This is a genomic window from Nocardioides renjunii (assembly GCF_034661175.1).
Lineage (GTDB): Bacteria > Actinomycetota > Actinomycetes > Propionibacteriales > Nocardioidaceae > Nocardioides > Nocardioides renjunii.
In genome coordinates this window covers 2466259-2483379 of record NZ_CP141058.1, presented here as the reverse complement: position 1 = coordinate 2483379, position 17121 = coordinate 2466259, and the positions used below count along the sequence as shown (strand labels likewise).

The window sequence follows — 17121 nt, the reverse complement described above, 5'->3', positions numbered from 1 at the left end:
CGGGTCATCCGCGCCGGCGCAGGGCCTCGTGGAGCACGATGGACCCCGCGACGGCCGCGTTGAGCGACGAGGCGGTGCCGACCATCGGGATGCTCGCGATCTCGTCGCAGGCCGCCCGCCAGCCCGACGCCAGCCCGGTGGTCTCGTTGCCGACGACGACCATCAGCCGTCCGTCGAGCGTGACGTCCGCGAGCGGGCTGCCCTCCTCGTCGGTGCCGACGATCCGGTAGCCGTGGGCATGGGCGTGCTCGACCACCGGGCCGGGGCCCGGGACGCGCAGCACCGTCAGTGCGAAGAGCGAGCCCGTGCTCGCGCGCACCGCGCGCGGGTCGTAGGGGTCGGCGGCGTGGCCGGTGACGACCAGGGCCGAGGCGCCGAACGCGTCGGCCGAGCGGGCGAGCGCGCCGATGTTGCCGGGGCTCGTCGGCCGGTCCAGGACCACCACTGGTCCGTGCGGGCGGGCGGTCCCCGCGAGCCGGGACACCCCGTCCTCGGGCATCTCCACCACCGCGACGAGCTCGGCGCCCTCCTCCTTGCCGCTCAGGCGGGCGTGGAGGTCGGGGGAGAGGGTGACGTGCTCGGCGTCGACCCGCGACCAGAGCTCGTCGGCCCACGCGGAGGACGAGCCGTCGGAGCGCAGCAGCGCCCGCACGGTCCACCCCTCCTCGACCGCCCGGGTGATCGGCCGGACGCCCTGCACGAGGAACTCCCGGTTGCGGTGGCGCTTGGACCGGTTGCCCAGGAGCGCCTCCCACTGCTGGAAGCGTGCGTTCTCCCGGGTGATGCGCAGCTCATGCATGGTCGGGCTCCGCCGGCCAGGACGGCGGGTAGTCCTCCGCGGCCGCGTCGTGCTTCTTGCCCAGCCGCTTGCGCGACTTGGCCGACAGCCGGTCGCCGAAGACCGTCCCGAGGGTGTGGTCGGTCTCGTGCTGGAGGCAGCGGGCGAGGAGCCCGTCGCCCTCGAAGGTGACCGGCTCGCCGTCGAGCCCCCGGCCGTCCACGCGGGCCCAGCCCGGCCGGGCGCAGGGCTCGAAGGACCCGGGGAACGACAGGCAGCCCTCGTCGTCCTCGTCGAGGTTCCGGTCCTTGCCCTGGGGCAGCGTGAGGACCGGGTTGCAGACCACGCCGACCGTGCGCACGCCCTCGTCGTCGGGGCAGTCGAAGACGAACATCGCGAGGTCGACGCCGACCTGGCAGGCGGCCAGCCCGACACCCTCGGCGGCGTACATCGTGGCGACCATGTCGGCGGCCAGCCCGGCCAGCTCGTCGTCGTACGTCGTCACGGAGGCCTGCGGGCGGTGCATGACGGGCGTCCCCCAGCGGGTGATCGCCCGGACCGTCCCGCCCTCCGGCAGGGGGCCGTGGGGTGCGTGGACGTCGTCGGGCTGCTCGTCGGGCATGCGGGGGATCCTAGCCAGCGGGCCGACGGCGTCCGCGCCCGGAGGGGGCGCTGGCCAACGGTGTAACTCACAGTTACCTTGAAGCCATGTCCCTCCTCCCCAGCCTGCGCCCCGGCGGCCGACACGGGTTGTCGTCCCGTGAGACCCGCGACCCCATCGGGTTCGCGGTCGCGGCCGTCAACCGCCTCGCGCAGAGCGACCTCCTGGACCGGGTGGGGCTGCGCCGGCAGGCGGAGCAGGCCGTCTACTCCACGACCCGCAACGGCTTCCGGGCCGCCACCGCGGCGGGCCGTACGTTCGCCAGGACCGGCCGGCGCACCGCGGGCGCCCGGCCGGCCAGTGCGGCGCCCCGCGGCGTCTTCGACCTCACCCCGACCGACGACGAGGCCACGCTCGTCGACGTCGCCACCGAGCTGGCCGCCGACCTGCTCCGCCCCGCCGCTGCCGGGGCCGACGAGGCCTGCGCGCCGCCGGCCGCGGTGCTCGCCGCGGCCCATGAGGTCGGCCTGCCCGGCCTCGGCGTCCCCGAGGAGCTCGGCGGCATCATGGAGGAGCGCTCGGCGATGGCCGGCACGCTGGTCGCCGAGGCGCTCGCCCACGGCGACATGGGGCTGGCCGTCGCCGCCCTCGCCCCGGGCGCCGTCGCCACGGCCATCGGGCTGTGGGGGACCGAGGCGCAACAGCAGACCTACCTGCCCGCGTTCACCGGCGACGACGTCCCGGCCGCCGCGCTCACGATCGCCGAGCCGGCCGTCCTCTTCGACGCGTTCACGCTGGCGACCACCGCCCGGCGCGACGGCGACGGCTACGTCCTCGACGGCCTGAAGTCCGCGGTGGTCCGCGGCGCGGAGGCCGAGCTGTTCGTCGTCGCGGCCGACCTCGACGGCACGCCCGCCCTCTTCCTGGTCGAGTCGGGCGCCGAGGGCCTCGCCGTCGAGGCCGACCCGTCGATGGGCGTCCGGGCCGCCGCGCTGTCGCGCCTGCACCTCACCGGCGTGCGGGTCGGCGCCGACGCGGTGCTCGGCGACACCGACGGCACGGCGTACGCCGAGTGCGTCCGGCTCTCGCGACTGGCCTGGTGCGCGTTGGCGGTCGGCACCGCCCAGGCGGTGCTCGACCACGTCAAGGACTACGTCAACGAGCGGCACGCCTTCGGCGAGCCGGTCAGCCACCGGCAGTCGGTGGCCTTCATGGTCGCCGACATGGCCATCGAGGTGCAGGCCATGCGCCTGCTGACCTGGAAGGCCGCCTCGCGCGCCACCCGCGGCGACGACGTCGCGAGCGCGGTCGGCCTGGCCCGCCAGCTCTGCACCGAGAAGGGCATGCGGATCGGCCTCGACGGCGTCCAGCTGCTCGGTGGCCACGGGTTCGTCAAGGAGCACCCGGTGGAGCGGTGGTACCGCGACCTGCGGGCCGTCGGCGTGATGGAAGGTGCGGTGCTGGTCTGATGATCGACCTCGAGGTCCCCCGCAAGCACGCGACGCTCATCGACCAGGCCCACCAGCTGGCGATGAACATGCTGCGTCCCATCTCCCGCAGGTACGACCGCGCCGAGCACTCCTACCCCCGGGAGCTCGACATGCTCGCCGCGCTCATCGACGGCGTCTCGGAGACCGGTGCCACCGGCGGCGCCGGCGCGAGCGGCGTACGACGCGGCTCCGGCCCTGGTTCCGGCTCGGGCTCCGGCTCCGGCTCCGGCGACGACGGCCGGGTGCGCAACGGCGCGAACCTGGCGTCCGTGCTGTCCGTCGCCGAGATGTGCTGGGGCGACACGGCGCTCCTGCTGTCCATGCCGCGCCAGGGACTGGGCAACTCCGCGATCGCGGCGGTCGCCAACGAGGAGCAGCTCGAGCGCTACCGCGGCACCTGGGCGGCGATGGCGATCACCGAGCCCGGCGTCGGGTCGGACTCGGCCGCCATCACCACCACCGCGGTCAAGGACGGCGACGAGTACGTCATCAACGGCGAGAAGATCTACGTCACCTCCGGCGACCGCGCCGACAGCGTCGTGGTGTGGGCCACCCTCGACAAGGACCTCGGCCGGGCGGCGATCAAGTCCTTCCTCGTCCGCAAGGACAACCCCGGGCTCAGGGTCGAGCGGCTCGAGCACAAGCTCGGGATCCGCGCCTCCGACACGGCGGCCATCACCTTCACCGACTGCCGGGTGCCGGCCGAGGACCTGCTCGGCTCGCCCGAGATCGACACGAGGTCCGGCTTCGCCGGCGCGATGGCGACCTTCGACAACACCCGCCCGCTGGTCGCCGCGATGGCGGTGGGGTGCGCCCGCGCCTCCCTCGACCTCACCCGCGACCTGCTGGAGCAGGCCGGCGTGGTGGTCGACCACGACCGGCCGGCGCAGAGCCAGAGCGCCGCGGCCGCGACCCTCCTCCGGCTCGAGGCCGACTGGGAGGGCGCCCGGTTGCTGATGATGCAGGCCGCCTGGATGGCCGACAACGGCCGGCCGAACTCGCTCGAGGCGTCGATGGCCAAGGCGAAGGCGGGCCGCGTCGGGTCCGACGTGACGCTGTCGTGCGTGCAGCTGTGCGGCACCCTCGGCTACAGCGAGGCCGAGCTGCTGGAGAAGTGGGCCCGCGACTCCAAGATCCTCGACATCTTCGAGGGCACCCAGCAGATCCAGCAGCTCATCGTGGCCCGGCGGGTGCTGGGGCTGACGAGCTCGCAGCTCAAGTGACGGGGTGTGGCGGAGGCCGACGGGTGCGGGACTCGCCCGTCCCGTCGGTCAGCCGACGGACTTGAAGGGGTCGTGCTCGGCGAGGATCTTGTCGACGCGGGCCTGGTCGAGGCGGGTGACGACGTAGTTGTCGTCCTGCGCGTCGCGCACGCACTTGGCGAGGGTGAAGCTCGAGGTCGTGAGGAACATCGTGCCGAGGCCCAGGAAGGCGCGGATCCACGGGTCGACCGGCAGGTAGAAGATCGCGAAGATCATCGTGAGCAGGGCGACGGCGAAGGAGACGCCGGCCTGCAGGAAGAAGGCGTTGGTGTTCTTGGTGGGAGTCGTGGTGGTCATGGGTCAACCGTCGCCGTCCGTCGGGGCTCGCGGACCTGTCGGACTACCCGACCACCACTGAGTACGACGACCCAACCCGTCCGAGTACCTTCGGGCCATGCCAGAGGAGTCGACCGACCAGCCGTCCGACGCGATCACCGGGCACATGTCGCCCGAGGAGTTCCGCCGCCAGGGGCACGCGGCGATCGACTGGATCGCCGACTACTGGGCCTCGCTCGACGACCTGCCGGTCCGCGCGCAGGTCGCGCCCGGGGACGTACGCCACCTGCTGCCGGCGTCGGCGCCCGAGGACGGCGAGCCGTTCGACGCCGTGCTCGCCGACCTCGACCGCGTCGTCGTGCCCGGGCTCACCCACTGGCAGCACCCGCGGTTCTTCGCCTACTTCCCGGCGAACTCCTCGCCGGCCGCGATCCTCGGCGACCTGCTCTCCAGCGGCATCGGCGCGCAGGGGATGATCTGGGCGACCAGCCCGGCCGTCACCGAGGTCGAGCAGGTCGTCCTCGACTGGCTCGCCGAGGCGCTCGGCCTGCCCGTGGCGTTCCGCAGCGACGGACCCGGTGGCGGGGTCATCCAGGACACCGCCTCGACCGCGACGTTCACCGCGCTGCTGTCCGCGCTCCACCGGGCCAGCGGGGGGGAGGCCCGGCGTCACGGCGTCGGCGGCGCGGGCTGGCGGGTCTACGGCTCGACGCAGGCCCACTCGTCGCTGGTCAAGGCCGCCATCATGGCGGGCCTGGGCGAGGACGCCGTGCGCACGGTCGCCGTCGACCCCGCGACGCAGGCGATGGACGTCAACACCCTGCACGACGCGGTCGTCGAGGACGTCGGGGCGGGTCTCCGCCCGCTCCTGGTGCACGTCGCCGCCGGCAGCACGTCGACCGGCGCGATGGACGACATCGCCGCCGTGGCCGAGGCGGTGCGCCCGTGGGGCGTCTGGGTCCACGTCGACGCGGCGTGGGCAGGCGTCGCCGCCGTGTGCCCCGAGCACCGCGAGCACCTCGCGGGCGTCGAGGCGGCCGACTCGTTCGTCACCAACCCGCACAAGTGGCTCCTGACGACCTTCGACTGCAGCACGTTCTGGGTGCGCGACCGGGCCGCGCTCACCGGCGCGCTGTCGATCCTCCCGGAGTACCTCCGCAACGCCGCGACCGAAAGCGGCGAGGTCGTCGACTACCGCGACTGGCACCCGCAGCTCGGCCGGCGGTTCCGCGCGGTCAAGCTGTGGGCGGTGCTGCGGACGTACGGCCTCAACGGTCTCCGGGCCCACATCCGCAGCGGGGTCGACCTCGCCGACCACGTCGCCGGGCTGGTCGCGGCCGACGAGCGCTTCGAGCTGGTCACCGAGCCCGCACTGTCGCTCGTCGTGTTCCGGCTGCGCGCCGGCGACGAGGCGACGATGGCCGCGATGGAGGCCGTCAACGCCTCAGGCGAGGCCTACCTCAGCCACACCACCGTCGAGGGCCGCGCGGCGATCCGGCTCGCGGTCGGCAGCTGGCGCACCACGCGCGCCGACGTCGAGCGCACCTGGCGCGCCCTCCAGGAGGCGGCGGCCGCGCAGGCGTGAGACTGGGGACATGAAGCTCTTCGCGGACACCCCCGTACGTCGCACGCTGCAGGTCGTCGCCGACCTGCTCTTCGTGGTGTGGCTGGTGCTCTGGGTCTGGATCGGCGCGGCGGTGCACGACGGCACGATGGAGCTCGCCGCGCCGGCCCGCCAGACCGACTCGGCCGCGACGTCGATGGCCGAGCAGCTCCGCGACGCGGGTGGCCGCCTCGGCGACGCACCGCTGGTCGGCGACGAGCTCGAGGTCCCCTTCGACAGGGCCGCCGACGCCTCCGACGGACTGGCGGCGGCGGGCCGCGACACGGTCGACGCCGTCGAGCGGCTCGCGCTCCTGCTGGGGCTCTCCGTCGCCCTCATCCCGATCCTCATCGCGGCGGCGATCCACCTGCCGATCCGGTGGCGCTTCGTCCGCGAGGCGACCGCGGGCGCGCGGTTCATCGACGCGCAGGAGGACCTCGACCTCTTCGCCCTGCGAGCCCTGGCCCACCAGCCGATGCGGGTGCTGGCGCGGGTCAGCGACGACCCGGCCGGCGCGTGGCGCGCCCGGGACCCGGAGGTCGTACGACGCCTCGCCGCCCTCGAGCTCGCCGACGTCGGGCTGCGGCCGAAGAGGCTGCCCGGCACCGCTGCGTAGACTGCTGCCAGTGCAGTTCCTCCACGACACCGCCGGCCACGACCTGACCTACGACGACGTGTTCATGGTCCCGCGCCACTCCGCGGTCGCCAGTCGCTACGACGTCGACCTGGCCACCTCCGACGGCACCGGGGCGACGCTCCCGCTGGTCGTCGCCAACATGACCGCCATCGCCGGCAAGCGGATGGCCGAGACGGTGGCCCGCCGCGGCGGGATCACCGTCATCCCGCAGGACATCCCGATCCCCGTCGTCGCCGACGTGGTGGCCTGGGTCAAGCAGCGGCACCACGTCTTCGACACCCCCATCGAGCTGCGGCCGGACCAGACCGTCGCCGAGGCGCTCTCGCTGATCCCCAAGCGCGCCCACAGGGCCGCCGTCGTCGTCCACGACGGCCGGCCTGTCGGCGTGGTGTCGGAGGCCGACTGCGTCGAGGTCGACCGCTTCGCCCAGGTGTCGACGGTGATGAACCCGGACCTGGTCACCGTCTCGGCCACGACGGCCCCGCGCGAGGTCTACGACGCCATCGAGCAGGCCAAGGCGCCCCTGGCCGTGGCCGTGTCGGACACCGGCCACCTCGTCGGTGTCCTCACCCGCCTCGGCGCGCTGCGCGCGACGCTCTACCGCCCGGCGCTCGACGGAAACGGCGGGCTGCGCATCGCCGCCGCCGTCGGCGTCAACGGTGAGGTGGCCGACCGCGCCGCCGACCTGCTCGCCGCCGGCGTCGACTGCCTGGTCGTCGACACCGCGCACGGCCACCAGGACCGCATGGTCCAGGCGCTGCGCGCCGTCCGCGCCCTCACGCCCACCGTCCCGGTCGCCGCGGGCAACGTGGTCTCCGCCGAGGGCACCCGCGCCCTCATCGAGGCGGGCGCCGACATCGTCAAGGTCGGCGTCGGCCCGGGCGCCATGTGCACCACCCGGATGATGACCGGCGTCGGGCGGCCGCAGTTCTCCGCGGTGCTCGAGTGCGCCACCGCCGCTCGCGAGATGGGCAGGCACGTGTGGGCCGACGGGGGAGTACGCCACCCGCGCGACGTCGCCCTCGCGCTGGCCGCCGGCGCCTCGTCGGTGATGATCGGCTCGTGGTTCGCCGGCACGCACGAGTCGCCCGGCGACATGGTGCACGACGCCGACGGCCGCCCGTTCAAGGTGTCCTTCGGCATGGCGTCTGCCCGCGCGGTGGCCAACCGCACGGCCGGCGAGTCGTCGTACGACCGGGCCCGCAAGGGCCTCTACGAAGAGGGCATCTCGTCCTCGCGGATGTACCTCGACCCCGACCGCCCGGGCGTCGAGGACCTCATCGACCAGATCTGCTCGGGCGTGCGGTCGTCGTGCACCTACGCCGGCGCCGGCAACCTCGCCGAGCTGCACGAGCGTGCCCTGGTGGGCGTGCAGTCGGCGGCCGGCTTCCACGAGGGCCGCCCCCTCGAGAAGTCCTGGTGAGGGGAGCGGCTCGCAGATGGCGGAGCGCGACTACGTCTTCGTGATGACCTACGGCAGGTCGGGCTCGACGCTGCTGATGGGCATCCTCAACTCGATCCCGGGCTGGCTGCTGCGCGGGGAGAACCGCCACGCGATGCGCCACCTCTACGACTTCCACCGCAGCGGGCTGGCCGAGCGCGAGCGCGTCGACGCGCGGCGCGCGAGCCAGCCGACGCACCCGTGGTTCGGGATCGAGTCCTTCCCCGAGGCGGACTCGCTCCACCACATCCGGGCGCTCGCGGAGGCGACCCTGCTGCGCCCGGAGCCGGACACCCGGGTGAGCGGCTACAAGGAGATCCGCTGGTACGACGAGGACCTCCCCGACTACCTCGACTTCCTGCGTCAGGTGTTCCCGGGCGCGCGCTTCGTGCTCAACACGCGCCGCCTCGAGGACGTCGCGGCCAGCAACTTCTGGACGCACAAGGACGACCCGCTGGGCCGCGTGCAGCGGATCGAGGACCGGATGCTGAGCGCCGCGGCCGGACTGGGCGACGTGGTCCACCGGGTGCACTACGACGACTACGTCGCCGACCCCGAGGCCCTGCGGGGGCTGTTCGAGTGGCTGGGCGAGGACTTCGACGCCGGCCGGGTGCACGAGATCATGGCGACGCCGCACTCGCGGCGCGGCAAGCACCGCGACGACTCCTAGTCAGCGGCCGTCGAACGCCCGTCAGGGGGTGACGCGGGCTCGTCGTGCGCCTGCGACTACCTGCTGGTGCGCTCGACCACGATCTCGGCGCCACGGCGTACGGCGCGGGCCACCCGCAGCCGCAGCACCTGGCTGTAGCCGCGGACGAGCCCGGTGTAGCCCGGGGTCGGGCCGTGGTAGCCGAGGAAGCCCTTGGGCCCCTCGACCATCTTGCCGGTCCGGACGTCGTAGCGGGCCTGGTGCCAGGGGCAGACCAGGCAGCCGTCGGCGTCGATGGTGCCCTCGGACAGGTCGCCGAGCTGGTGGCGGCAGCGGCGGGAGACGGCGAACAGCTCCCCGTCGCGGTTGCCGACGGCCCAGGGGCCGGCGCGGCGCACCTGGCCCGGGGTCAGCTGGTCGGCGGGGACGCTGGGGGTGTCGGCCATGCCCCCAGCCTGCCCGGCGGCGGGTGCGCCGCCCACGCCCAAGGGGGTGGCAGCGCCAGAGGTCAGGGCGTACGCCGGCTGCTGACCGGACCGCGGCGCACCGCCCGGGCGACCGTGCCGACGACCGAGCGCGGCCGGAGCACGGGCGACGAGCCGGCGGCCGCGTCCTGCATGCCCTCGATCGTCTCGAGGAGCACCGCGCGCGAGTCCGTCGTGGCGGACCACCCCAGCTCGGACTGCGCCCGGGTCGTGTCGAGGAGCGGCACCGCGAACCCCATGTCGATCCAGCCCGGGTCGAGCGGCTGCACGCGGGCGTGCCAGCTCGCCGACACCGCGGCGCGCAGGACCGCGGACGGGACGTGGACCAGCCGGGCGCCCAGCGCGTCGGCGATGTCCTGGGCGGTGACGGCGGCCGGCGGGGCGGCGAGGTTGAACGCACCGGGGGCCCGGGCGCCCAGCACCCGGGTGACGGCATCGGCGACGTCGTCGGAGTGCACCATCGGGATGGCGAGGCCCCGGTCGAGCGGCACCACCGGGACGTGCCGCAGCAGGCCCCCCGGGACGAGCGCGGGCAGGCCGTAGCGCAGCAGCGCGCTGCCGGCGTCGCGCTGGCCGACGATGCCCGGGCGCATCCTGCTGACCACCAGCTCGGGCGCGTCACGCTCGAGCCCGTCGAGCAGCCGCTCCGCGGTGGACTTGTGCCGGCTGTACATCGAGGTCTGCACACCTCCCGTGGGCCACGACTCGTCGACCGGCACATCGTCGCGCTTGGGCGAGTAGGCGCCGACCGACGACATGTGCACCAGGTGCGGCACGCCCGCGGCCCGCACGGCCGCGATGACCCGCCGGGTGCCGCCGACGCCGAGCTCCTCGAGGTAGTCCTCGCGGTGCGACGGCTGGAACCCCCACGCCAGGTGCACGACCGCGTCCGCGCCCCGGAAGGCCGCGGCGAGCTCCGCCGGCTGCACCTCGGTGAGGTCGGCCGGGTGCCAGGCCACCGCGTCGTAGGGCTCGGCCGGCCCGGGAGGCCGACGTACGACGCCCACGAGGTCGTGCTCGCCGTCGGCGGTGAGCCGCCGGAGCAGGGCCGACCCGATGTTGCCGGTCGCACCCGTGATCACGATCCGCATGCTGCCTCCTCGTCGGGCAGGACGACCACCGTCCCGCTCCCGGTGGCCCGTACCCATCGCTCACGGTCCCACGCCACCGGGACGCGACGGTCCGCCCCTCGGCTAGCGGGAGGTGTTGGCAGTGCGCCCCTTGGTGACGCCGACGAAGGCCTGCGTGGTGTCGTCGTCGCGCTCGGTGCGCCACACCAGGGCGATCGTGGTGGGCTCGAGGTCGGAGACCACGCGGTGCACCACGTCCTTGCGCTGGTGCAGCCGCGCGACCGACATCGGGAGGATGACGACGCCCGTGCCGGCGGCCACCGTCTCGATCGCCTCCTGCTCGCTCATCGGGGGCCACTCGAGCTGGTCGGCGCGCGGTCGCCAGCCGCTGCCGTGGGGGCGCACGAGCTGCTCGTCGGCGAGGTCGTCGGTCGTGACCTCGTCGTCGGCCGCGGCGAGGAGGTGCTCGCGTGACGCGACGGCGACCGGCAGCTCGTCGTAGAGCCGGACGCAGTGGAGCCCGTCGCGGTCGACGGGCAGCCGGACCAGCGCCATGTCGAGGCTCCCGTCGAGCACGCCGTCGATCTGGTCGGCCTCCGTCACCGGCACCAGCTCCAACGGCTCCCGACGCCGGTCGCGCCAGTGGCGCGCCCACTTGTCGGGGGTCGCTCCGGTGACGAAGCCGATGCGCAGCGGGTCGGTCATGGGACCGACCCTAGGCGTTCAGGGAAGGACCTCAGGGGTGGGGCGGCCGGCGGTCGTGCGGTGGCACGCTGGGGACGGAGGTGAGCGAGATGCACCGTTCGCAGACGTTCGACCCGGAGATCCACGAGCCCGGCACCCCCGCCGCGGAGGGCCGGTGCTCGCACCACGGCGAGGACGGAGGCTCCGGCGAGTGTGCCGGGGAGGCCGTCGTCTCGTTCGAGGACGGCCACGGGGGGTGGCGCTCCGGCTGCCGCCTCGCGCTGGAGGACCTCGTCGAGCGCGGCGAGATCGAGCCGCTCGGCCAGGGCGCCTGACGCGACGGCCGGCGACGGGTCAGGCGCCGTTGGACGCCTCGTGCCAGTCCCAGTGCGCCTGCGCGTAGTCGCCCGCGGGCGACACCAGCGCTCCGCAGACCCGGCACACCAGCGCGGGGCCGGCCTCACGGGCCGCCTCGTCGTCGAACATGTCCAGGGCGTCCGCTGATGGCTGCTGGGTGTCCTGCTGGGTGTCCTCGCTCATCCGTTCACGATAGGTCCGGCGCGGGCGCCGGGCCACCCGTCGACACCGCGGCCGCAGGCTCCGTGGCCTTGCCCGCCTCGGCGTAGGACCGCACCACCGCGATGCTGAGCGGGAAGTCGACGCGCTGGTCGCGGAAGAGCAGGGCGGTGGCGGTCGCTGCCGCCTCGGTGACCGCCGCTGTCACCGCCTCCGCGAGGTGCGCGGGTGCGTGGACGACGACCTCGTCGTGGAGGAAGAACACCAGGTGCGGCCTCGCGTCCACCGGGCCGTCGGCTCCGAGGCGCCAGAGCCGGTTGCGCAGGTCGGCGACCCAGCACGACGCCCACTCGGCGCCCGTCCCCTGCACCACGAAGTTGCGGGTGAACCGGCCGTAGGCGCGGCGTCGCCGGTCCTGGTCGTCGAGGTCGGCCGGTGGTGCGTCGGGTGACTCGTCCCACGACCCGCCGAGTGCTGGACAGCCCCGACCGAGCAGCGTCCGGACCACCTGGCCGCGCTCACCGGCCCGGGCCGCGTCCTCGACGAGGCCGAAGGCGGCGGGGTAGCGGCGGGTCAGCCCGGCGACCATCCGGCCGCTCTCGCCGCTGGTGGCGCCGTACATCGCGCCGAGCAGGCCGAGCTTGGCGTCCTGCCGCGTCGCGACGGCGCCGTCGTCGACCATTCCCTGGTAGAGGTCGGTGCCGCGGGCCGCCCTCGCCAGCGCCTCGTCGCCGCTCATGCCGGCGAGGACCCGCGGCTCGAGCTGCGCCACGTCGGCGACCACGAGGGCCCACCCCTCGTCGGCGACGGCCGCCGAGCGGACCTGCACGGGGAAGGACAGCGCGCCACCGCCGTTGGACGACCACCGGCCGGTGGCCGAGCCGGCGGGCTGGTAGACCGGGCGGAAGCGCCCGTCGCGGACCCACTCGTCGATCCACGCCCACCCGTTGGTCTGGAAGAGGTGGGCGAGCTTCTTGTAGCGCAGCAGCGGCTCGGTGACCGGGTGGTCGATGCGCCGCAGGGTCCACGCCCGGGTGTCGGCCACCTCGACGCCCGAGCGGCGCAGCGCCGCCAGCAGCTCGGGCCGGGAGTCGGGGTTGAGGCCCGGCGAGCCCAGCAGCCGGCGCACCTGGTCCGCGAGCTCCTCGAGCAGCCGTGGCCGCGCACCGCGCGGCGGGCGGGGGCCGAGCAGCCCGGCCAGCAGCTCCTCGTGCACGTCGACGCGCCACGGCACGCCGGCGTACGTCATCTCGGCGGCCGCCAGCGCGCCCGCGGACTCGGCCGCGACGAGCAGCCGCAGGCGGGCGGCCTCGGCGGACGCGTCGATGGCGGCCAGCTGCCGCGCGTCCTCGAGGTCGGCGCTGAGGTGCTCGGCGGCGTCGTCGGTGCTGAACAGCACCGGGTCGGTCGGTGCCGCCGGACCCAGCCGGTCCCAGTGCTCCGACTCCTCCCCGCGCAGCAGGTCGGCGTCGACGGCCGGCGCGCGGACGAGGAGCCGGTGGCACAGCCGCAGGTCGTGGCACCGGGCCACCCGGACGGCGGCGGCGAGCAGCTCGGGATACCACCGCCCGGTGTCGTCCCAGACCCACCGCGGCTGGTCCGGCTCGCGCTCACGGACGTACGCCGCCAGGTGGGCGCGGTCGAGCGTCACCGGATCGTCGCCGGTGACCCGGACACGGTCGCCCGGAAGGCGTGAGAGGTGCACCCGGGACATGGGGACACCCTCTCCCACCCCGCGTCAGGCGGTCACCGCGACGTCCGTCGCCGCGAGCAGCTGCAGCCCCTCGTGGCTCGCGCTGCCGGGCGTGGCGGTGTAGACGAGCAGGGAGTGCGACTGGAAGGGGTCCTGCACGACCTGGCAGCTCAGCTCGAGCAGCCCGACCGAGGGGTGGAGGTAGCGCTTGACCTCCCGCGGTCGGATCCCCACCTCGTGCGCGGCCCACCGCGTGCGGAACTCCTCGCTCTGCTCGAGGAGGAGCTCGGCGAGGTGCGCCGCCCGCGAGTCCGGGCCCCGCACGGCCAGCACGCCGCGCAGCCCGGAGGCGTACATCCGGGAGTAGTGCTCGTGGTCCTCGGGCGGGTGCAGCCTGCGGGCGGCGGGGTCGGTGAACCACCGGTAGCCGATGCTCCGCGCCGGACCCACGAAGCGCCTGTTGTCGCCGACGAGCGCGACGCCGAGGGGCGTCTGGCGCAGGGTCTCGCCCAGCTCGGTGACGACCTCGGCCGGGGTGTCGGCCAGCCGGTCGAAGATCCGCAGCATCCCGGGCGCGACATGGTCGCCGGCGGCCTCGCGCGTCGGCGGGTGGTGCCCGGCGAGGCGGAAGAGATGATCCCGCTCGTCCAGCGACAGGTGCAGGCCCTGGGCGATCGAGGCGACCATCTGCTCCGACGGCTGCGGTCCGCGCTCGCGCTCGATGCGCGAGTAGAAGTCCGTCGACATGTGGCTCAGGGCCGCCACCTCCTCGCGGCGCAGTCCCGGCGTCCGGCGTCGCGCCCCCCTCGGCAGGCCGACGTCCTCGGGCTGGAGCGCCTCCCGGCGACGACGGAGGAAGTCGGCGAGTCCCGCGCGATCGATCATGTGCCCATCCTGACCGGTGCGGGGCGTCCCAGCCACGGATCGTCAGGCCGTGGTTGGGACGGGCGGCGGCCTGCAGGCTCGAGTGCACAGACATCCGACCCACACGAGGAGCCACCGTGGCACCCAGGCACTACGACATCACCCTCCCCGACCTGACCGGCAAGCGCGCCATGGTCACCGGCGCCAGCGACGGGATGGGGCTCGGCATCGCGGCCACGCTCGCCGGTGCCGGAGCCGAGGTGCTCGTCCCCGTCCGCAACAGGGAGAAGGGGGAGGCGGCGGTCGCGGCGATCCGCTCACGGGTGCCGGGCGCCCGGCTGGTGCTGCACGACCTCGACCTCGCGTCGCTGGCGTCGGTCCGCGCCCTCGGTGAGCGGCTCGTCGGCGAGGGGGAGCCCCTCCACCTCCTCGTCAACAACGCCGGCGTGATGACGCCCCCCGAGCGCCGCACCACGGCCGACGGCTTCGAGCTCCAGCTCGGCACGAACCACCTCGGCCACTTCGCGCTCACCGCGCACCTGCTGCCGTTGCTCCGCGCCGGTCGGGCGCGCGTCACGTCGCAGGCGAGCGTCGCGGCGCGCCGCGGCCGGATCAACTGGGACGATCTGTCCTGGGAGCGCTCGTACGACGGCATGGCGGCCTACCAGCAGTCCAAGATCGCCTGCGGGCTGTCCGGCCTCGAGCTCAGCAGGCGCAGCGCGGCCGGCGGGTGGGGCCTCACCAGCAACATCGCCCACCCGGGCGTGGCGCCGACGAGCCTGCTCGCCGCGCGGCCGGAGCTGGGGCGGTCCGAGGACACCACCAGCGTCCGGGTGATCCGCTGGCTCTCGTCCCACGGGCTGGTGGTCGGGACGGTTGAGACCGCGACGCTGCCCGCACTGCTCGCGGTGACGACGGGCGACGACGGCGGCTTCTACGGACCTCAGTGGCCGGGCAACGCCGGCGGTCCGCCCGGGCTCCAGAAGCCGTGGCCACCACTGCGCAGCGAGGCTGACGCCGGGCGCCTGTGGGACGTCTCGGAGCAGCTGACCGGCATGCGTCTCGGCTGAACGCCGGTCGAGCGTCTGGGCCCGACCCGGATGATGGGCGCGTGCTGCACCGACATCCGTTCCTGAGCCTGCTGACCCTCCTCTACCTGGGGTTCGTCGGGCTCGTCACCCTGACGCCCGCCGAGGACCAGCCGGACTACTCGAGCCTGGCGGCGCGCCTCCTGGCCCGGCTCGAGCGCTACCCCGATCTCGACGCGCTGACGAGCCGGCTGAGCGTCGACCGGGTCGAGTTCCTCGCCAACATCGGCCTCTTCGTGCCGCTGGGCGTGTTCCTGCTGCTGCTGGTCGGCTCGCGGCTGTGGTGGGTGGCCCTCGCCGCGGGCATCGTGCTGACCTCCATGATCGAGAACGTGCAGCGCCAGATCCCGGGGCGTGTCTCGGACCCCCGCGACGTGGCGGCCAACTCGATCGGGATGTTCCTGGGGATCCTCCTCGCGCTGGTGCTGACCCTGCCGGCCACGCTGCGCCGCCGGCGGCAGCGTGAGCGGGAGCAGCGGGAGCAGAGCATGCACGTCTGAGGCCTCACTCGGGAGCCGGCGGACCGGACGCCGGACTGGACCGGTGGTCGCCCGTGGACCGCCGGGGGTGCCATGATCGAGGGTCGGCGGCTGGCCGGGTCGCTGCGGGAGCACCACCGAGGGAGCACCACCGAGTTCGGGACCGGTATGGCGACGGTGATCGGGAGGTCCGACAGCGCCGAGATGGCGTTGCTGCGTCGCGCCCTGGACGACGGCGGCTTCGAGGAGGGCGCGGACCCCTACGGCGTACGCCTCCTCGACGCGCCCCTGCCGCCGGCCCCCGACTGGGTCGAGGACGGGGACGGCCGCGTCCTGGTCGTGGCCTGCGGCGAGCGGCACGAGTCCGGGGTGTGGGGACTGCTCGCCCAGGGTGTCGAGGACGTCATCAGCTGGACGGGCGAGGAGACGGTCGCCGTGGTGGTGGCGCGGCTGGAGCGCTGGCGCGAGGTCGACCGCGTGCTCTCCTCGCGGGTGGTGGCCTCACTGGTGCACGGTGGGTCGGCGGCCACGCGCAGGCTGCTGGTCGACCTCGTCGAGCTGGCGGTCTACGGCTCCGGGCCGATCCTGCTGGTCGGGGAGACCGGCACGGGCAAGGAGCTGGCGGCACGTCTCGTCCACGCCGTCAACGAGGAGTCGGCCTCGCTCGTCGTCGTCGACTGCACCACCATCGTCGCGTCGCTGTCGGGCAGCGAGCTGTTCGGCCACGAGAAGGGCGCCTTCACCGGCGCGGACCGGGCCCGGGCGGGTGCCTTCGCGGCGGCCGACGGCGGCACGCTGTTCCTCGACGAGATCGGCGAGCTGCCCCTCGCGCTCCAGGTCGAGCTCCTCCGGGTGCTCCAGGAGGGGACCTACAAGCGCGTCGGCGGGGACACCTGGTCGCGCACCCGCTTCCGCCTCGTCAGCGCCACCAACCGCGACCTCGAGGAGGAGCAGCGCCAGGGCCGGTTCCGCAGCGACCTCTACCACCGCATCGCCTCCGGGATCGTGCGGCTCCCGCCCCTGCGCGAGCGCACCGACGACCTCGAGGACCTGTTCCGGCACTTCCTCGCCGAGGCGGCGGGCCGACCGCTCGAGGTGGCGCCGAGCGTGGTGGCGCTGCTCCACGACCGCGACTACCCGGGCAACCTCCGAGAGCTGCGCCAGCTGGCGTACGCCGTCGCCGCGCGGCACGCGGGTCCCGGCGCGGTCAGCCCGGGCGACGTGCCCCTGCAGTACCGACCGGCCGGCCCCGCGGCCGACCCGCCCGTGCCGTCGCGACGGCTGCTCGACCGGGCCGTCCGGGCCGGTCTGTCCGAGGGGCTCAGCCTGCCCGACCTCAAGACGCTCGTCGGGGACGTCGCGGTCGAGGCCGCGCTCGCGCGGTGCGACGGCAACGTGCACCGCGCGGCGGCGTTGCTCGGGGTGACCGACCGGGCCGTCCAGCTGCGCAGGCAGGTGCCGCGGCCGCGAGCGGGCAAGAAGGCTCAGTGAGCCCCCTGGGCCCC

General features: G+C 74.5%; 19 protein-coding genes. 10 read left to right on the top strand and 9 right to left on the bottom strand.

Annotated features, from left to right (window positions below; translation table 11 throughout):
• Positions 1–4: 4 nt before the first annotated feature.
• Together SHK17_RS11735 and def are read right to left on the bottom strand one after the other, a co-directional pair.
• A complete protein-coding gene (locus SHK17_RS11735; RefSeq protein ID WP_322919311.1) occupies positions 5–799 on the bottom strand; it encodes a TrmH family RNA methyltransferase in 795 nt (264 codons plus the stop codon).
• Positions 792–1400, bottom strand: a complete 609-nt coding sequence (gene def / locus SHK17_RS11730; RefSeq protein ID WP_322919310.1) for a peptide deformylase — start codon at positions 1398–1400, stop codon at positions 792–794. The genes SHK17_RS11735 and def overlap by 8 nt, the downstream gene beginning before the upstream one ends.
• An 86-nt stretch (positions 1401–1486) precedes the next feature.
• On the opposite strand from def, the gene SHK17_RS11725 reads away from it, so the two are divergent.
• Positions 1487–2848 carry an acyl-CoA dehydrogenase family protein gene (locus tag SHK17_RS11725; protein WP_322919309.1) on the top strand — a complete coding sequence of 454 codons (1362 nt, stop codon included), beginning with the start codon at positions 1487–1489 and terminating at the stop codon, positions 2846–2848.
• Positions 2848–4092, top strand: a complete 1245-nt coding sequence (locus SHK17_RS11720) for an acyl-CoA dehydrogenase family protein (RefSeq protein WP_172274903.1) — start codon at positions 2848–2850, stop codon at positions 4090–4092. The genes SHK17_RS11725 and SHK17_RS11720 overlap by 1 nt, the downstream gene beginning before the upstream one ends.
• Before the next feature lie 48 nt (positions 4093–4140).
• Here SHK17_RS11720 and SHK17_RS11715 read toward each other — a convergent pair whose 3' ends face one another.
• On the bottom strand, positions 4141–4428 hold the full coding sequence (locus tag SHK17_RS11715) for a YiaA/YiaB family inner membrane protein (RefSeq protein ID WP_172274905.1): 288 nt from the start codon (positions 4426–4428) through the stop codon (positions 4141–4143).
• A gap of 97 nt (positions 4429–4525) precedes the next feature.
• Here SHK17_RS11715 and SHK17_RS11710 point away from each other — a divergent pair, with 97 nt between their 5' ends.
• From SHK17_RS11710 to SHK17_RS11695, 4 genes are read left to right on the top strand one after another with little or no spacing between them, the layout of a single operon-like run.
• Positions 4526–5992, top strand: a complete 1467-nt coding sequence (locus SHK17_RS11710) for a pyridoxal phosphate-dependent decarboxylase family protein (protein WP_322919308.1) — start codon at positions 4526–4528, stop codon at positions 5990–5992.
• Between the two features lie 10 nt (positions 5993–6002).
• On the top strand, positions 6003–6626 hold the full coding sequence (locus SHK17_RS11705) for a hypothetical protein (protein ID WP_172274908.1): 624 nt from the start codon (positions 6003–6005) through the stop codon (positions 6624–6626).
• Between the two features lie 10 nt (positions 6627–6636).
• The gene (locus tag SHK17_RS11700; protein WP_172274911.1) at positions 6637–8070 is read left to right on the top strand and encodes a GuaB1 family IMP dehydrogenase-related protein; all 1434 of its coding nucleotides are present in this window, start codon (positions 6637–6639) and stop codon (positions 8068–8070) included.
• 16 nt (positions 8071–8086) lie between these two features.
• Positions 8087–8758, top strand: coding sequence for a sulfotransferase (locus SHK17_RS11695; protein WP_322919307.1), 672 nt, complete (start codon positions 8087–8089; stop codon positions 8756–8758).
• Positions 8759–8814: 56 nt separating this feature from the next.
• Here the strand turns inward: SHK17_RS11695 and SHK17_RS11690 are convergent, their stop codons facing one another.
• From SHK17_RS11690 to SHK17_RS11680, 3 genes are all read right to left on the bottom strand, one after another.
• Positions 8815–9183, bottom strand: a complete 369-nt coding sequence (locus SHK17_RS11690; RefSeq protein ID WP_172274916.1) for a Rieske (2Fe-2S) protein — start codon at positions 9181–9183, stop codon at positions 8815–8817.
• Between the two features lie 62 nt (positions 9184–9245).
• Complete coding sequence (locus tag SHK17_RS11685; protein WP_322919306.1) at positions 9246–10313, bottom strand: NAD-dependent epimerase/dehydratase family protein; 1068 nt, start codon at positions 10311–10313, stop codon at positions 9246–9248.
• Positions 10314–10415: 102 nt separating this feature from the next.
• Positions 10416–10997 carry a LysR family substrate-binding domain-containing protein gene (locus tag SHK17_RS11680; RefSeq protein WP_172274922.1) on the bottom strand — a complete coding sequence of 194 codons (582 nt, stop codon included), beginning with the start codon at positions 10995–10997 and terminating at the stop codon, positions 10416–10418.
• Positions 10998–11086: 89 nt separating this feature from the next.
• On the opposite strand from SHK17_RS11680, the gene SHK17_RS11675 reads away from it, so the two are divergent.
• The gene (locus tag SHK17_RS11675) at positions 11087–11311 is read left to right on the top strand and encodes a hypothetical protein (RefSeq protein ID WP_172274924.1); all 225 of its coding nucleotides are present in this window, start codon (positions 11087–11089) and stop codon (positions 11309–11311) included.
• A 19-nt stretch (positions 11312–11330) separates the two neighbouring features.
• On the opposite strand, the gene SHK17_RS11670 is transcribed toward SHK17_RS11675, so the two are convergent.
• From SHK17_RS11670 to SHK17_RS11660, 3 genes are read right to left on the bottom strand one after another with little or no spacing between them, the layout of a single operon-like run.
• On the bottom strand, positions 11331–11516 hold the full coding sequence (locus tag SHK17_RS11670) for a hypothetical protein (RefSeq protein ID WP_322919305.1): 186 nt from the start codon (positions 11514–11516) through the stop codon (positions 11331–11333).
• A gap of 4 nt (positions 11517–11520) precedes the next feature.
• On the bottom strand, positions 11521–13206 hold the full coding sequence (locus SHK17_RS11665) for a bifunctional 3'-5' exonuclease/DNA polymerase (protein ID WP_322919304.1): 1686 nt from the start codon (positions 13204–13206) through the stop codon (positions 11521–11523).
• Positions 13207–13230: 24 nt separating this feature from the next.
• Positions 13231–14070, bottom strand: coding sequence for a helix-turn-helix transcriptional regulator (locus SHK17_RS11660; protein WP_172274932.1), 840 nt, complete (start codon positions 14068–14070; stop codon positions 13231–13233).
• A gap of 116 nt (positions 14071–14186) precedes the next feature.
• Here SHK17_RS11660 and SHK17_RS11655 point away from each other — a divergent pair, with 116 nt between their 5' ends.
• The 3 genes from SHK17_RS11655 (at position 14187) to SHK17_RS11645 (ending at position 17107) form a co-directional block, all read left to right on the top strand.
• Complete coding sequence (locus tag SHK17_RS11655; protein ID WP_322919303.1) at positions 14187–15119, top strand: SDR family oxidoreductase; 933 nt, start codon at positions 14187–14189, stop codon at positions 15117–15119.
• A gap of 41 nt (positions 15120–15160) precedes the next feature.
• Positions 15161–15637 carry a VanZ family protein gene (locus SHK17_RS11650; protein ID WP_322919302.1) on the top strand — a complete coding sequence of 159 codons (477 nt, stop codon included), beginning with the start codon at positions 15161–15163 and terminating at the stop codon, positions 15635–15637.
• 72 nt (positions 15638–15709) lie between these two features.
• Positions 15710–17107 (top strand): sigma 54-interacting transcriptional regulator, encoded by a 1398-nt coding sequence (locus tag SHK17_RS11645; RefSeq protein WP_322919301.1) that lies wholly within the window; start codon positions 15710–15712, stop codon positions 17105–17107.
• The last annotated feature ends 14 nt before the right edge of the window (positions 17108–17121 follow it).